A 14,008-nucleotide genomic window follows, 5' to 3' on the forward strand; every position below is an offset into this window, starting at 1 on the left:
TCTTGCAGACCCGTACGTAGCTGCCACCCTACTCAATGCAAGGGTGGCGTGGTGGCTTAATCCAATGCAAAAGAGGATTCACCATGCTCAAGATCGTCCCCGATCCACCGTTTCCTTCCCGAGTTTCCTCACTTCCTCGAAGACACAGCGGCCTAGCTCACCTGGCACGTCATGAGTGGTCAGCCCGCTCCCACAGGACCTCACTTGATTCAATCGCTGAATGGATGACTTCGAAGACATAAGAGGAATTTGGCAATGGACAATGAAACTCCCGCAGACCACGGCCAGCTCGGCTGGACCGTCGGCACCTCCACCTGCCTGGATGGCGCCGTCCCCGGCAAGCAATTGTTCCGCGTGGAGTCCGGCAACTGCGCCAACCACGCCCTGGAACAAGCCTCGGTGCTGCTCGACAGCGCCCGCCGTGCCTCGTTTATCGGCGTGATGGACAACGAACCGGTACTGGTCTGGGCGTCGCACTACCTCAGCGAGATGGCCAAGGCATTGATGGATGATGCGCACATGGGCATGTTGAAGCAGGTCTGAAAAGGGCGACCGGGCGCCGCGGGACGGGCCGCCCGGTCGATGAGCTCGATCGCTCAGGAAGGTTGCGCCGCCAGGCGATTGCTGACGCTACGCCCCAGCACCAGCACCGTGACGAAGCCGCAGCCCACCAGGGCCGTGGCCAGGCTGAACAGCACCGCGCTGCCCATCTGGTCGACGATCCGCCCGCCGAAGAACGAGCCCAGGGCAATGATCACCTGGAACATGGCGACGAACAGCGGCATGCCGCGTTCGACATCCTCGGGCGCCACGACGAACATCCAGATGCTCGCGCAGGCCGGGAACGCGCCGAAGGCGAAACCCCACAGCGCGATCAGCATCGCGGCGCCGGTCAGGCTGGTGGCGAACAGCGGGAACAGGGCGGTGCCGATGCCGATCAGCAGCGCCACCAGCAGCAGGGTGTGGCGCACGCTCTGGTTGGCGGCGAAACCGGCGAAGACGTTGCCCAGCACCCCGGCCACGCCATAGAGCAGCAGCAGCGAACCAATGGTCGGTCCATCGAAGCCGGCGCTGTGTTTGAAGAACGGCGCGACATAGGTGTACGCGGCGAAGTGCGCCAGGCCAATCAGCAGCACGGCGATCAGGCCAACCCGCGCTTGTGGGTTGATGAACAGCGCCGGCAGGTCGCTGACGCGAATGGCCTTCTCCGGGGTGAGGCGCGGCAGCAGCAGGACCTGTGCCAGCAACACCGGTAGGCCCAGCAGCGCGGTGACCAGGAAGGTCATGCGCCAGCCCATCAGGCCACTGAGCCAGGTGCCCACGGGCACGCCGAGCACGGTGGCCAACGTCACGCCGACCATGATGATCGAGGTGGCCTGGGCGACGCTCACGCCCCTGGGCGCCAGGCGGCCGCTCAGGGCGATCGCCGTCGCCCAGAAGCCGCCGATGCTGATGCCCAGCAACACCCGGCCGAGCAGCAGCAGGCTGAAGTCGCTGGCGTAGGCCACCACCGAGTTGGCGACGATCATGATCAGCGTCAGGGCGATCAGCAGGTAGCGTCGGTCCATGGCGCCGATGCCCACCGACAGCAAGGGCGCGGCGAGGGCGGCCATGATCCCGGGCAGGGTCACCATCAGGCCGGCTTGGCCGGCGCTGATGCCCAGGTCGCTGGCCACATCGTTGAGCACGCCCACCGGTAGGAACTCGCTGGTCACCAGGGCGAAGGCGCCCACGGCGACCGAGAGAATCGCCAGCCACTGCTGTCGGACGCTTTGCTGGCTATGTTCGGGGGGGCTGTGGTGGGTTGGGTTGGCACTGGGCATGGGTGTGGGTTCCAAAGAGGAATGACGCCTGGAGCAGGCGTGGGGGAGGGGAAATTGGCCGCGATTATAGAGGCCGCTTTTGCCGACTCGACAGGCGGCTGGCTCGATAGTAATCATCAGCGTTATCGATGAGACGCCCGAAGTAGAGCATCAGCTATCGATTTGTCTGCCCGGAGCCGCTCAGGTCACTCAGGGCTGTAGGGGGTAATCTTGCTGGCCAGCGCCATGTGCCGTCCCTGGGCAGGATAAAAACATGCTGCTGTTCCTTCACGGCAAGCGCCTGCCGTTGCCCAGGTGCAGGCTGAACGACTAATCGCCTGGCGAGGGTTCGATGGTCGCCAGCAAAGCGCAGGTCTCTCGGTTGGATCGCAGGCAGACCACGCGGCAACCCGCTGGCGCCGTGGCCACGAGCTGCTCGAGCTTTGCTCGGGCTGACTTGTTCGTCCGCCACATGAATCCAAAGAACTCAGGCAGGTTGGCCAGCAATTCCGGGCAATCATTTGGCAAGTCGGGCCGGGATCGGCGGCGGTACCACAGCGCTCTGATGAACACGCGCCAAAATCGAAGCGGCGCCGCCCGGTCAATCCATATCAGCAGGTCCGCGCGGGCAATCCGGTTGCTCCAGGTGGCCGAATGGCCGCCTTCGAATATCCAGCGATCACTGGCCTCGACCTCGTGGCAAAGGCGGGTCTTTTCGTCGCGGCTTCTCTCGATCCATCCCGGCTGCCAATGAATCGTGTCGATGTGAATGACCGGCAGGCCCGTGCATTCACCAAGCTTGCGTGCCAGGGTGCTCTTCCCGGCACCAGGCTGGCCAACGATCATCACTCGTTGCAATGAAACATCCTCCGGCGACGCAGGCTGGGTTTGTCGCGGCGCGATTGTACGGCAATGGCTACCAGATTTGTGCATGAGGCGCTGGCCCAGGCAGCGCTGGAAACAGTGGCAGGACCTCTTCGGCCAGCTCCTGAATGATTTCCCTGGACGGGCGCCGCGCCATTTGCATGCCCAGCGCCGCATGATTGACCCCGGCGTCGCGCCACTCATGCAGCAGGTCGATCAGGCCGTTACGACCTGTACGCAACACGTAACCACCTTGTTGCGGCGTGCGCGGGAAGGTCGGATTCTCATCCAGGTCGATCCATTCATTGGTGACATGTGGGCGCAAACCTGCGTCGGGAATGAGCGCTCGCCAGGCACTGATCTTTTCGGCCAGGCGCCGAGGGCCAAGACTATTGTGAGTGGCTTCGGGGTAAGTGATCCAACCGTCGGCCTGCTCGCCAAGCCATTGCAACGACTGGCGTGATGAGCCGGTCACCAGCAGCGGGATCCGACCAGTGACGGGGGCAGGGAGCAGTTGGGCGCCATCGAGCTGCCCCAGTGGCGAATGGATCGGCGCAGCATGGCCGGCCAGCAGTCGGCGGAAGTAATCCACGCTCTGCGCAAAACGCTCCCCTCGCTCGTCATGGGCCAGGCCATAGGCCGGAAACTCAATCGGTCGGTCGCCCGAGGCGATGCCCAGCACCAGGCGCCCACCTGAAAGGCAATCCAGGCTGGTAGCGGCTTTCGCCAGGTGGATGGGGTGGCGCAGGGTGAAAATCGCGCTGCCGGTTGCCAGGGTGATCCTGCGGGTATGGGCTGCCAGGTAGGCCAGGTAGGTGAACGGGTCGAACACCTGCCCGGCGTCACCGAATGCAGGGTCGTACAAGGGCACATCGCGTACCCACACGGCGGCAAAGCCCAAACGGTCGATTTCGCTGACCAGTTGCGCCTGGCCGTGAAGCACGCTCATGTCTGCGTCATAGAAACGAAGCGGCAAGAAGATGCCTAGGGTCAACTGACCGTCGGCGAACATGCGACGGTACCCGGGATGTAGGGCGAAGGCATCGGCGCTGGCGCCTTTGCTGCTGATAGAGGTCATGGACATTCCTTGTTCGAGGGAGTCAGGGGCCGGTCGCTGGCGCTGGGAGACGAATACCGCGTTGCACGGGGGGACGCTGCTCGACTTGTCGGAACCAGCGACTCAGATGGCGGTGGGGGCTGAAGTCGAAGCCAATGACCTTGGCGACGTGCAGCCAGGCGAAACTGGCGATATCCGCAATCGAATAGGCGTCGCCGGCCAGCCACGCACGGGTGGCGAGTTGCTGATCGAGAAGTGCGAAAGCCTCCTCGGTGAGGGCGCGATAGCGCTGCTGCGCCGTAGGGTTGGGCGCGGGCGCGAAGCACTCGAAGTGAACGCGCTGCCCCAGCAAAGGGCCCATGCTGGCGCTGTGGTACATCAGCCAGGTGATGGCTGCCCAACGTGGTTGCGCTGCCTGCTCGAGCAATTGATCGCTCAATTGTGCCAGGTACAACAGGATCGCTGCTGATTCGAACAGCACGACTCCAGCCTTGCGGTCTACCAATACCGGGATGCGACCTGCCGGGTTGAGTGCGAGGAAATCCTCGTGGCGATGCTCGGCCAAGTCGATATTCACGTGGATCAGGCGATAAGGCAGTCCCAATTCCTCAAGGGCAATGGTGATCTTGAAACCATTGGGGGAGCTGTCGGTATAAAGCACAAGCGCGGGATCCGGCATGTTATTGGCCTCAATAAAACTAATCTGAATATGTTTGCAGTCACGCTATGCTAGGCATCATCCATAAGGTTTACGAACGATCATTTCATTCATTCAGATTAGTTTTTCTAAGGTTTAAATTTCATGGGTGCAGTCTTGCCGTTGCTCGCGTTGCGTGCTTTTTCCGAAACCACTCGACTGGGTAGCTTGAAGGCCGCCGCCGAGTCCATGGGCGTCACCCCAGGTGCCATCAGTCAACAGATCCGTTTGCTGGAAGACCGCCTCGGGGTCCGCCTGCTGACGCGCAGTCGCTACGGCGTGCAGCTTACCGAGGCGGGGGCGAGTCTCTATCCGGGGTTGTCACGCGGTTTTGGCCAGATCGAAAGCGCTCTGCTCGATCTGCAAGCCCTGACGCGCGTCAACACCCTCACGATCAGCACTCAGCCCTCGTTCGCGTCCAGCTGGCTGGTGCCACGCTAGGTTGACTTCAATGCGCGGCACCCAGAGATCGACGTGCATGTGCAGTCCACGGCCGAGCTTGTCGATCTGCATCGTGAACCTGTCGATATTGCCCTGCGCCATGGCCTGGGCGAGTACCCAGGGCTGGAGTCGATACCGTTACTGGCTCCTGTGCTGCTTGCGGTAGCCAGCCCCGACCTGCTTGCCGGTGGGCCGCCACTGGATGAACCGTGCGATTGCCTGCGCTACCCACTGCTGCAGGACGCCGACCGTGCCGACTGGACGCTGTGGTTGCAGGCTCACGGGGCCGAACCCGATCGCCGTAGCCGCCGAGGACCGAGCTTTGACGAAGATCTGCTTTTGTTACGCGCGGCCGTCAGTGGCCAAGGCATCGCGCTCGTGCAGGCACAGCACGCCGCAGATGACTTGCGCAGCGGCAGGCTGGTGGTAGCGGTGGACCGGGCCTGGCCTTCGCGCTTTGCCTATTACCTGGTGGCCCGCAAGGAGAGCCTGGGTCGACCGCAGGTGCGTGCATTCATCGACTGGATTCAAGCGCAGCTTGAGTCCGAGCCGTCGCCATCGGCAGGGTGCGAACGATAGCGCCGAGCTAGCTGCGGGAGATGACGCGGGGAAGGTGCCGTGGCCCGAGTGCCTGCTGGTGCCGTGTTCAACGCTTCTTCTTGTTTCGCCGTGACCTCATGTCGCGCTGCTGCGCTTTTTTCTTGAACACGATGCTGTTCCATTGCTCGACGGCGATGCCCGCTTGCTTGTAGATGCCCTGGCTCATTTTCATGCTGTCGAAAAGCTCGACGAGCGCTGGCGATAATTCCATGCGCTGTTTCTTGAGGATGAACACCAGCTGGTGCGAGAAGATACTCAGACAAAACGCCGTGAGCAGCAGGGTGATTTGCAGCCAGAGCGACTCTGCCGGCGCGTAGGCCGTGGAGTTTATCTTGATCAGGAAATAGATGTAGATCAGCGCTGTAAGGCATTGAAAGGTCATGAGCAGGCGGGTGATTGACCTTGGCAAGCGTTCGCCGACGATTTTGCTCTTCGTCAAAATGCAGGTGTCGATGATGCTCATCAGCAGAAATGGAAAGCCGGCGAAGGCGATGTCGATGCTTGAAAGGCTATAGCTGGCGGAGGACATGTTGATGACGAATACCAGCACCAGGCCAGACACCAGTGCGATGAAAAAGTCTTTCTTCAGCTCGCTGTAGAACGCTCGATAGTATGCAGAGCTGCGTCCGGTCAATGCCCATGTCAGGTCATAGATATAGATGGCAGCGACCACCCAGGAAACAGACAGCAGTGAAAGCAGTGCGAAATGCCACCACGACTCGTAGCTGAACATCAACTGCCATAAGGTGGAAAACGTAATGATGAAGAACAGGATATATTTCATTGGCATGGTTCTATAAGGGTGAGCGCGTGATCACCAACATGCGCAGTTGGTGAGCCGTGGAGATTGAGCATTCTTTGCCTGAGCCAGGTTGGGTTTTCAACTGATGAAGATGATCTTGGAGACGAGTTCGGCACTGTTCTTCGCCTGCAACTTCTTCATCAACCGCGCCCGATGCACCTCCACCGTGCGATGCGAGATCCCCAGCTGGCGCGCCACTTCCTTGCACGTCAACCCGTTCACGATATGCAGCGAAATCTCCCGCTCCCGCGCCGTCAACTGCACCGCGGGCGCTGGCTGCCGGTCCAGCCGCTCGAAATGCCACACCATCAGCTTGAACGGGTCATCGAGCGTCAGGGTAAACCCGTGGGCCCGTGCCCAGAACACTTCGCCATTGCGATGCTGCATGAAGCGTTCATCGGTATAGAAAGCCCCAAGCCCGGTGCGCAGCCAGTGCTCGCTACGTTCGCCGATGCTCTGGTAGTCCGCATGGGAGGGATAAAGCAGCAGTGTCAGGTTGCCTCGCAACTCTTCCCGCTCGTAGCCGAACAACCGTACGAACGCCTGGTTGCAATCGAGCATGCGACGATGGGCGGTGATCATCTGGGGGGCAGGGGATACCTGGAACGCCAAGCGCTCGAGGTCGTGGAGGGGCGGTGTATCGGCGGTCATCAGGCATCCTGCCTCGGTTTAGGGGCCATGCCCGTATTACTCACTACGTACAGGCGTACGTAGTTGCCCCAACTAGCGTGGGATTCGGGCGCTGGCCCATTGTATGAAATACCCGCTTCAAGGACAGAAGAAAATCACCATGTTTCACGATTCCGTATCCATCGTCGCCGCTGCGCACAGTCCTTTCGGTCGCCTGGATGGCCAGAACCTCGAGGACCTGATCGTGCAGGTCACCCGCGACGCGCTCAAGGACGCCGAGATCGACGCCGCCGAGATCGACGCGCTGTTCCTCGGTCACTTCAACTCGGGCCTGGTGGCCGATGGCTTTCCGGCCTCGCTGATGCTGCAGGCCGACCCGCAATTGCGCTTCAAACCGGCTACCCGCTGCGAGAACGCCTGTGCTTCGGGTTCGGCGGCGATCCAGGCGGGCATCCACGCGATCCGCAGCGGCGCCGCCGAACTGGTGCTGGTGGTGGGCGCGGAGAAGATGACCGGCAACAGCACCGTCGAGGTTACCCGCGCGCTGGCCGGCGCCGGTTACCAGAATGCCATCGAGGAAGCGGGGTTGAGCTTCGCCCAGTTATTCGGCCAGGTGGCGCAGCAGTACACCGAGCGCTACCACAGTCCACTGGCCTCGATGGCCGCGATCGCGGTGAAGAACCACGCCAACGCCATGGCCAACCCGCTGGCGCAGATGCACCGGGTGATGGACTTCGAGCACTGCAACACGGTATCCCAGGGCAATCCGCTGATCGCCGCGCCGCTACGCCTGACCGATTGCTCGCTGATCAGCGACGGCGCGGCGGCGATCGTCCTGGCTTCGCCCAAGCGGGCCCGTTCGATGCGGCGCCAGGTGGCGATCCGTGCGATGACCCAGGTGAATGACTTCCTGCCGCTGTCGCGCCGTGACGTTCTGGCTTTCGAGGGGCCGCAGCGGGCCATCCATGGCGCACTGCGCGAGGCGGGGGTGACCCTGAACGACCTGAGCTTCGCCGAGGTCCACGACTGTTTCACCATCGCCGAGCTGCTGATCTACGAGGCCATGGGCCTGGCGCCGCGCGGCGAGGGGCATCGGGCGTTGGACGACGGCATCGTGCGCCAGGGCGGGCGACTGCCGGTGAACCTGTCTGGTGGGCTCAAGGCCAAGGGCCATCCGGTGGGCGCCACCGGTGTGTCGATGCACGCCCTGGGCTTTGCCCAGCTTACCGGCAATCCCATCGGCCTGGGGGTGCCCGGTGCCGAGTTCGGCCTGCTGTTCAACATGGGCGGCATGGCCGCGGCCAACTACGCCAGCGTGCTGCAAGCGGTCAGGGTCTGAGATGAACATCGCGCACTGGCTGCTCGACGCGGCCCAGCGCTGGCCGCAGCGCGCCGCGCTGTTCGACGGCCTGCGCCAGGTCGCCGATTATCAGCAACTCGCCGAGCAGGCCCGGGCTCGCGCGCTGCAACTGCGCGACGAATACGGCATCGCTCCGGGCGAGCGGGTGGCGCTGCTGATGAAGAACAGCTGCGCCTACCTCGAACTGCTCTACGCCATCTGGTGGAGCGGGGCGGTGGCGGTGCCGATCAACAACAAGTTGCACGCCCTGGAAGCGGCCTGGATCGCCGGCAACGCCGGGGCGCGGCTGATCTACACCGACGAGGGCAGATTATTCGATGGCTTGGCGTTGCCCGCTGGCTGTCGCGAGCTGGCCGCGCCCGGCCAGGCCGTGGCCGTCGCGGGCGTCGATCTGCAGGCGCCGCATCCGCGCCAGGACAGCGACCTGGCCTGGCTGTTCTACACCTCCGGCACCACCGGGCGCTCCAAGGGCGTGATGCTGTCCCATGGCAACCTGGTCGCCATGTCCTTGTGCTATCCGCTGGATGTGGATCCGGTGTCGGCGGGCGACGCCGTGGTCTATGCCGCGCCGATGTCCCACGGTGCCGGCCTGTACAACTTCATCCACGTGCGCTGTGGCGCCCGTCATGTGGTGCCGGCATCGCGCGGCTTCCAGGCAGCCGAGCTGTTCGAGCTGGCCCAGGGGTTGGAGCGGGTCAGCCTGTTCGCCGCGCCGACCATGGTCAAACGCATGGTCGAGCAGGCCCGGCAGCAGGGCTATGCCGGGGAAGGCATCAAGACCATCGTCTACGGCGGTGGGCCGATGTACCTCGCGGACCTGGCCGACGCCCTGGACACCTTCGGCCCGCGCCTGGTGCAGATCTACGGCCAGGGCGAATGCCCGATGACCATCAGCGCGCTGGCGCGTGAAACCATCGCCGACCGTGACCACGCCGACTGGTCGGCGATGGCCGCCTCGGTAGGACGCGCCCAGGCGTGTGTCGAGGTGCGGGTGGTGGACGCTGCCGGCCAGCCGCTCGCGCCTGGCGAGCCCGGCGAGATCGCGGTGCGCGGCGCACCGGTGATGCTGGGCTACTGGGACAATCCGACCGCTACCCAGGCGACCCTGGTGGATGGCTGGCTGCGCACCGGCGACATCGGCTACTTCGATGCGCGCGGCTACCTGACCCTGACCGATCGCTGCAAGGATGTGATCATCTCCGGCGGCAGCAACATCTACCCGCGCGAAGTCGAGGAAGTGCTGATGCAGCACCCCGAGGTGTTCGAAGTGTGCGTGGTGGGCGAGGCCGATGCCGAGTGGGGCGAGTCGGTGGTGGCCTTCGTGGTGCCGCGCGCGAGTGGTCGTGTCGATGCCCAGGCGCTCAACCAGTGGTTCCTGGCGCGCATGGCCTCGTTCAAGAAACCGAAGAAATATCAGTTTTGCGCCGAGCTGCCGAAAAACAGCTATGGCAAGATTCTCAAGACCCGCTTGCGCCAGTGGCTGCAGGATCCCTCGGGGCCTTCGAGCATCCCCTGAAGCAACGACCATTCATGGACAGCATCACGACAGGAGTTCCCTTATGGGCATGTCACCCGGCAACACCCAGCGCCAGCGGCGCCGGGCTTTCATCGGCGCCACCACCGGTCACCTGATCGAGTGGTACGACTATGGCGTCTACGGCTTCCTGGCCTTGTACATCGGCAAGGCCTTTTTCGTTTCCGACGACCCCACCAGCAGCCTGCTGGCGAGTTTCGCGGCCTTTGCCCTGAGCTTCTTCATCCGCCCGCTGGGCGGGCTGTTCTTCGGCCCGTTGGCCGACAAGATCGGCCGTCGGCGCACGCTGATCACGGTGCTGGTGATGATGGCCGGCTCTACCTTCCTGCTCGGCCTGTTGCCGACCTATGCCAGCATCGGCATCGCCGCGCCGATCATCCTGGTGCTGATCCGCTGCGTGCAGGGTTTCTCCGCCGGCGGCGAGATCGGCACCATCACCAGTTTCATTTCCGAATACGCAGGCCCCGGGCGGCGGGGCTTCGCCACCTGCTGGCTGATGGTCACCGCAGTGCTTGGCCTGCTGTTGGGCGGCGCCGTGGCCAATGGCATGACCTGGGCCCTGGGCGCGGAGCTGATGCAGGACTGGGGCTGGCGCATTCCGTTCCTGATCGCCGGGCCGCTGGGCTTCATCTCGCTGTACATCCGCCTCAAGCTCGAGGACAGCCCCGAGTTCCTCGCCCTGGTCGAGGCCGGGCAGACCTCCAAGGCACCGTTGCGCGAGGTGTGGCAGTGGAAACGCTCGATTGCCCTGGTGTTCTTCATCATCACTTTGCACAGCTCGATCTTCTACCTGGTGCTGACCTTCGCCTCGACCTACATGTCCAACACCCTCAAGTTCGACAGCGGCACCACCTTGCTCTATGTGTTCGTCGCCAGCCTGTCGGCGGCGCTGGTGATGCCCTTCGGCGGCGCCTTCACCGACCGCTATGGGCGCAAGCCGTTCCTGATGGTGATCGGCACCCTGGCGACCTTGGCCATGTACTGGTTCTTCAAGAGTGCGCCGGGCGCCACGCCGACCACGCTGTTCTGGCCGCTGATGGCGGTGGCGATCCTGTTCGGCCTGTACGCGTCCTCGACCTACGCGCTGATGAGCGAGCTGCTGCCGACCCGCATCCGCTCCACCGGCATCGCCATGGCCTACAACATCCCGGTGGCGGTGTTCGGCGGCAGCGCGCCGTTGATCTCCACCTGGCTGATCAAGGTCACCGGGGATATCACCGCGCCGTGGTACTTCTACGTGGGCACCGGCGTGGCGTCGCTGGTGGCGCTGGTGGTGCTGCGCAAGGAGGATTTCGTGGCCTGCGGCCACGATGCGCGGCAGCCGGTTGAATCGAACCCATTGAACCTGCGTTCGGTCTGAGGGCAGAAGACCTCTGTGGGAGCGGGTTTAGCGGGGCGCCGAACCGCCGCGAAACAGGCGTCGCGGTGCCTGGCACCGGCTTTGCCGGTGTTCGCGGGCGAACCCGCTCCCACAGGCTGAGATTTCGAAGCTCATTTCCGGAGCGGGGCAGCATTCTGTTACAGTCGCCGCCTCACTTTATCGGTCCGGGGATGTACAAGGATGTCGCTTCACGATTGGTTCGGTTTTGTCGTCGTCTCGATGCTGGTGACGCTGTCGCCAGGCCCCGGGGTCATCATGGCCCTGTCCAACTCGTTGTCCCATGGCCCGCGGCGGGCGATGCTCGGCTCGCTCGGCAACGCCTTCGGCCTGCTGGTGGTGTCCACCGCCACCAGTGCCGGCCTCGGGGTGCTGCTGCAGACCTCGGCCACGGCCTTCCTGCTGCTCAAGATACTGGGCGCGAGCTACCTGATCTACCTGGGCATCAAGCAGTGGAAGAGCCGCAGCAGTGCCTTCGACCAGCTGGAGCAGCCGGCCAGGTCCATCGCCAGCAATCGCCGGCTGCTGCTCAATGGCGTGACGGTGGCGCTGACCAATCCGAAGGCCATCCTGTTCTTCGCCGCCTTCCTGCCGCAATTCGTGCGCACCGGCCATGGCGCCGACGGCCAGCTCGGCCTGTTGGTGGTCACGTTCGCCCTGTGCTCGATGCTCTCCCATGCCTTCTATGTCTCCCTGGCCCAGGCCTTGAAACGCCAGCTGGCCGCGCCAAGCCGCGCGCGCCTGATGAACCGCCTGTTCGGCGTGTCGTTCATGACGCTGGGGGCCAGCCTGTTCACCGTTCAGGCCAAGACGGCCTGAGCCAAGCATCCCCAATAGGTGTACCGCATGGCACAAGCCACCGACCAGACTTTCTACGACCGCGCCGACGCGCATATCGAGCTGGCCAACCAGCAGATCGAAAAGCTCGAGGACCTGGGCAAGGTCAGCGCTTCGATGACCTTCGCCGCCAGTCGCTTCAATGCCTGGATGACGGCGCGCAGTTTCAAGTCGGCGCAGGAGATGGCCGCGGCGCGCGAGGAGTTGCTGAAGTACTTCTGCGAGCAGTACCGGATGATGCTCGAGGACAACCTCGACGAGCATATCCAGCACTTCGACCGCTATGTGCTGGGCCAGGACAGCTGAGGCCTGCCCAGAAAAAATCAGCCATCTTCACACGAGCTTGACAATCGCTGGAAGGAACGTTGACAGACCCTCGCTAGAGTGCGCCCCGTTGAAATGCGCCGGGCAATCCCGGTGCGTTTTCCATGGTGTTCAAACCTTATCCAGCGAGTCATGAGCATGTTCGAATCAACGTCCATCAGGAAGATACTGGGCACGTCGCTTGCCCTTAACGCGGCGCTTGCCTGCAGCCAGGCCAGCGCAGAGGAAAAGACCGCGCTGGACAGCCTCTGGGGCGAGGAGACCCAGGTCACTGCCGGCTTCGCCCTGCACACCGCGCCCCGCTACATGGGCGCGAAGGGCAGCCGGGGCCACCTGCTGCCATCGGTGTCCATCCAGCGCGGGATCTTTTTCGCCGATAGCCTCCAGGGCATAGGCCTCCAGCACCAGTTCGACAATGGCTTGAGCGCCAGCGTCTCGCTCGGCTACGACTTCGGCCGTGCCGACGGTGACAGCCAGTACCGCGATGGCTCGGACCGTTTGAAGGGCATGGGCGAGGTGGGCGGTGCGACGGTCGTCGAGATCAACCTGGCCCAGCAGATCCTGCCCTGGCTGGCGATCACCGCCGACGCCGAGCTGCGTACCGGTGGCTACAAGCGCGGCGATCGCTATCAGTTCGGCCTGCTGGGCACGCTTCACCACAGCGACGCCGACACCGTCACCCTGGGCGTCAACGCGCATGCGGGGCAGGCCAGGTACAACCAGACCTACTTCGGCGTCACCAGCCAGCAAAGTGACAACACGGGTTTCGATCGATTCGAGGCGGACAAGGGTATCTATGCCTACTCGGGCGAGCTGTCGTGGATGCACCGGTTCGATCCGCACTGGTCGACGATCGCCAGCGTGAATGTACTGCATTACACCGACCAGGTCCGGCACAGCCCGATCATCCGCCAGGATACGCCGGTCACCTCGACCGTCGGGGTGCAGTACGCGTTCTGACTCAGGGCAGCGGGAGGAACGCGTCCTCGATGAAGGCTTCGAGTGCCTGCGCCTCGATGATTTCGATCGAGAAATGCCCGAAACGCTTCGGCAGCCAGATGATGCGGGCACCGGCAGGCGACTGCAGGTGCTCGCGCGCCAGTGGCTTGCCGTTCTCGTCCTCGGGCTGGATGCCGTTGGCGGTCAGTTGGTCGTAGGCCTGCTCGATGTCCGGCGTGCAATAGCAATGGCGGTAGATCATCCCCTCGCCGTGCGTGTCGAGCAGGTCCTTAAGGTTACCCGCCAGTGGCTGCACCAGCATGAACCGTTCCTGGCCGACCCGGGCGATCGCGTAGTGTACGTGCAGGCCGCCACGCTCCCAGACGAGCGTCCTCGAGATAGCGGCGCCCAGCACCTGCGCGTAATAGCTGCAGGCGGCGCGCAGATCGGCGACCAGCACATCCACATGGCTGAATTTCAGGTCCATCGCATTGCTCGCTGTATCGGCAGGCATTGTCATCGTCAGGCTCAGGGCTGTGCGGGGGCGGCGTTGTCTGCCGTGGTCTGCTCGACGCTCGGGCTGGCCTCGGCCGCCAGCTTCAGTCGGTCGGCCTTGGAAATGTAGGTGTTGCGGTTTTTCGGCGCCAGCTTGGCGCTGGCCTTCTTGGCGTGGGCTTTCAACAGCTGGTTGATCTTTTTACGACGGTTCATGGTTTATCGCTTCATTGGCGTCTGGTTGCACG

Annotated in this window: 16 protein-coding genes and 1 pseudogene; 9 read left to right on the plus strand and 8 right to left on the minus strand. The window is 63.4% G+C overall.

Translation table 11 applies throughout. From position 1 onward, the window contains the following. Positions 1-255 precede the first annotated feature (255 nt). Positions 256-543, plus strand: a complete 288-nt coding sequence (locus N5D48_RS16030) for a DUF3077 domain-containing protein (RefSeq protein WP_279885971.1) — start codon at positions 256-258, stop codon at positions 541-543. Positions 544-596: 53 nt separating this feature from the next. On the opposite strand, the gene N5D48_RS16035 is transcribed toward N5D48_RS16030, so the two are convergent. The 4 genes from N5D48_RS16035 to N5D48_RS16050 all read right to left on the minus strand — a co-directional run bounded on the left by N5D48_RS16035 (position 597) and on the right by N5D48_RS16050 (position 4,402). After that, on the minus strand, positions 597-1,823 hold the full coding sequence (locus N5D48_RS16035; RefSeq protein ID WP_279885975.1) for an MFS transporter: 1,227 nt from the start codon (positions 1,821-1,823) through the stop codon (positions 597-599). Positions 1,824-2,132: 309 nt separating this feature from the next. Further along, entirely contained in the window at positions 2,133-2,660 is a 528-nt protein-coding gene (locus tag N5D48_RS16040; protein ID WP_279885978.1) for an AAA family ATPase, read from the minus strand. A 58-nt stretch (positions 2,661-2,718) separates the two neighbouring features. Further along, complete coding sequence (locus tag N5D48_RS16045; protein ID WP_279885979.1) at positions 2,719-3,744, minus strand: LLM class oxidoreductase; 1,026 nt, start codon at positions 3,742-3,744, stop codon at positions 2,719-2,721. A 22-nt stretch (positions 3,745-3,766) separates the two neighbouring features. Then, positions 3,767-4,402 (minus strand): glutathione S-transferase family protein, encoded by a 636-nt coding sequence (locus tag N5D48_RS16050; protein ID WP_279885982.1) that lies wholly within the window; start codon positions 4,400-4,402, stop codon positions 3,767-3,769. Positions 4,403-4,525: 123 nt separating this feature from the next. On the opposite strand from N5D48_RS16050, the gene N5D48_RS16055 reads away from it, so the two are divergent. Together N5D48_RS16055 and N5D48_RS16060 are read left to right on the plus strand one after the other, a co-directional pair. Beyond that, positions 4,526-4,861 (plus strand): LysR family transcriptional regulator, encoded by a 336-nt coding sequence (locus tag N5D48_RS16055; RefSeq protein ID WP_279885983.1) that lies wholly within the window; start codon positions 4,526-4,528, stop codon positions 4,859-4,861. 15 nt (positions 4,862-4,876) lie between these two features. Further along, positions 4,877-5,440: pseudogene (locus tag N5D48_RS16060) on the plus strand (LysR substrate-binding domain-containing protein); the annotation flags it as partial. Positions 5,441-5,507: 67 nt separating this feature from the next. On the opposite strand, the gene N5D48_RS16065 reads toward N5D48_RS16060, so the two are convergent. After that, positions 5,508-6,245: a hypothetical protein gene (locus N5D48_RS16065; RefSeq protein ID WP_279885985.1), complete on the minus strand. Its 738-nt coding sequence runs from the start codon at positions 6,243-6,245 to the stop codon at positions 5,508-5,510. A gap of 96 nt (positions 6,246-6,341) precedes the next feature. After that, positions 6,342-6,914, minus strand: a complete 573-nt coding sequence (locus N5D48_RS16070) for a LuxR C-terminal-related transcriptional regulator (protein ID WP_279885987.1) — start codon at positions 6,912-6,914, stop codon at positions 6,342-6,344. Positions 6,915-7,053: 139 nt separating this feature from the next. Here N5D48_RS16070 and N5D48_RS16075 point away from each other — a divergent pair, with 139 nt between their 5' ends. From N5D48_RS16075 to N5D48_RS16100, 6 genes are all read left to right on the plus strand, one after another. After that, positions 7,054-8,232, plus strand: coding sequence for an acetyl-CoA acetyltransferase (locus N5D48_RS16075; RefSeq protein WP_279885990.1), 1,179 nt, complete (start codon positions 7,054-7,056; stop codon positions 8,230-8,232). 1 nt (position 8,233) lies between these two features. Next, positions 8,234-9,769: an AMP-binding protein gene (locus N5D48_RS16080; RefSeq protein ID WP_279885993.1), complete on the plus strand. Its 1,536-nt coding sequence runs from the start codon at positions 8,234-8,236 to the stop codon at positions 9,767-9,769. Positions 9,770-9,812: 43 nt separating this feature from the next. After that, complete coding sequence (locus tag N5D48_RS16085) at positions 9,813-11,147, plus strand: MFS transporter (protein WP_279885996.1); 1,335 nt, start codon at positions 9,813-9,815, stop codon at positions 11,145-11,147. A gap of 201 nt (positions 11,148-11,348) precedes the next feature. Beyond that, positions 11,349-11,984, plus strand: coding sequence for a LysE family translocator (locus N5D48_RS16090; protein ID WP_279885999.1), 636 nt, complete (start codon positions 11,349-11,351; stop codon positions 11,982-11,984). Between the two features lie 27 nt (positions 11,985-12,011). Beyond that, on the plus strand, positions 12,012-12,308 hold the full coding sequence (locus tag N5D48_RS16095; protein ID WP_279886002.1) for a DUF3144 domain-containing protein: 297 nt from the start codon (positions 12,012-12,014) through the stop codon (positions 12,306-12,308). Positions 12,309-12,464: 156 nt separating this feature from the next. Further along, positions 12,465-13,286: a MipA/OmpV family protein gene (locus N5D48_RS16100; RefSeq protein WP_279886004.1), complete on the plus strand. Its 822-nt coding sequence runs from the start codon at positions 12,465-12,467 to the stop codon at positions 13,284-13,286. Between the two features lies 1 nt (position 13,287). Here the strand turns inward: N5D48_RS16100 and N5D48_RS16105 are convergent, their stop codons facing one another. Together N5D48_RS16105 and N5D48_RS16110 are read right to left on the minus strand one after the other, a co-directional pair. Continuing rightward, positions 13,288-13,752 carry a VOC family protein gene (locus N5D48_RS16105; RefSeq protein ID WP_279886007.1) on the minus strand — a complete coding sequence of 155 codons (465 nt, stop codon included), beginning with the start codon at positions 13,750-13,752 and terminating at the stop codon, positions 13,288-13,290. A 41-nt stretch (positions 13,753-13,793) separates the two neighbouring features. Further along, positions 13,794-13,976 (minus strand): DUF2986 domain-containing protein, encoded by a 183-nt coding sequence (locus tag N5D48_RS16110; RefSeq protein WP_279886009.1) that lies wholly within the window; start codon positions 13,974-13,976, stop codon positions 13,794-13,796. Positions 13,977-14,008 lie beyond the last annotated feature (32 nt).

The sequence above is a fragment of the Pseudomonas sp. GD03858 genome, assembly GCF_029840925.1.
Classification (GTDB): Bacteria; Pseudomonadota; Gammaproteobacteria; order Pseudomonadales; family Pseudomonadaceae; genus Aquipseudomonas.

What these genes read in the sequence shown, in the direction of transcription:
- N5D48_RS16030 (WP_279885971.1), top strand. Translation starts at nt 256, where the DNA reads ATGGACAATGAAACTCCCGCAGACCACGGCCAGCTCGGCTGGACCGTC.
- N5D48_RS16035 (WP_279885975.1), bottom strand. Translation starts at nt 1,823, where the DNA reads ATGCCCAGTGCCAACCCAACCCACCACAGCCCCCCCGAACATAGCCAG.
- N5D48_RS16045 (WP_279885979.1), bottom strand. Translation starts at nt 3,744, where the DNA reads ATGACCTCTATCAGCAGCAAAGGCGCCAGCGCCGATGCCTTCGCCCTA.
- N5D48_RS16050 (WP_279885982.1), bottom strand. Translation starts at nt 4,402, where the DNA reads ATGCCGGATCCCGCGCTTGTGCTTTATACCGACAGCTCCCCCAATGGT.
- N5D48_RS16055 (WP_279885983.1), top strand. Translation starts at nt 4,526, where the DNA reads ATGGGTGCAGTCTTGCCGTTGCTCGCGTTGCGTGCTTTTTCCGAAACC.
- N5D48_RS16065 (WP_279885985.1), bottom strand. Translation starts at nt 6,245, where the DNA reads ATGAAATATATCCTGTTCTTCATCATTACGTTTTCCACCTTATGGCAG.
- N5D48_RS16070 (WP_279885987.1), bottom strand. Translation starts at nt 6,914, where the DNA reads ATGACCGCCGATACACCGCCCCTCCACGACCTCGAGCGCTTGGCGTTC.
- N5D48_RS16075 (WP_279885990.1), top strand. Translation starts at nt 7,054, where the DNA reads ATGTTTCACGATTCCGTATCCATCGTCGCCGCTGCGCACAGTCCTTTC.
- N5D48_RS16080 (WP_279885993.1), top strand. Translation starts at nt 8,234, where the DNA reads ATGAACATCGCGCACTGGCTGCTCGACGCGGCCCAGCGCTGGCCGCAG.
- N5D48_RS16085 (WP_279885996.1), top strand. Translation starts at nt 9,813, where the DNA reads ATGGGCATGTCACCCGGCAACACCCAGCGCCAGCGGCGCCGGGCTTTC.
- N5D48_RS16090 (WP_279885999.1), top strand. Translation starts at nt 11,349, where the DNA reads ATGTCGCTTCACGATTGGTTCGGTTTTGTCGTCGTCTCGATGCTGGTG.
- N5D48_RS16095 (WP_279886002.1), top strand. Translation starts at nt 12,012, where the DNA reads ATGGCACAAGCCACCGACCAGACTTTCTACGACCGCGCCGACGCGCAT.
- N5D48_RS16100 (WP_279886004.1), top strand. Translation starts at nt 12,465, where the DNA reads ATGTTCGAATCAACGTCCATCAGGAAGATACTGGGCACGTCGCTTGCC.
- N5D48_RS16105 (WP_279886007.1), bottom strand. Translation starts at nt 13,752, where the DNA reads ATGGACCTGAAATTCAGCCATGTGGATGTGCTGGTCGCCGATCTGCGC.
- N5D48_RS16110 (WP_279886009.1), bottom strand. Translation starts at nt 13,976, where the DNA reads ATGAACCGTCGTAAAAAGATCAACCAGCTGTTGAAAGCCCACGCCAAG.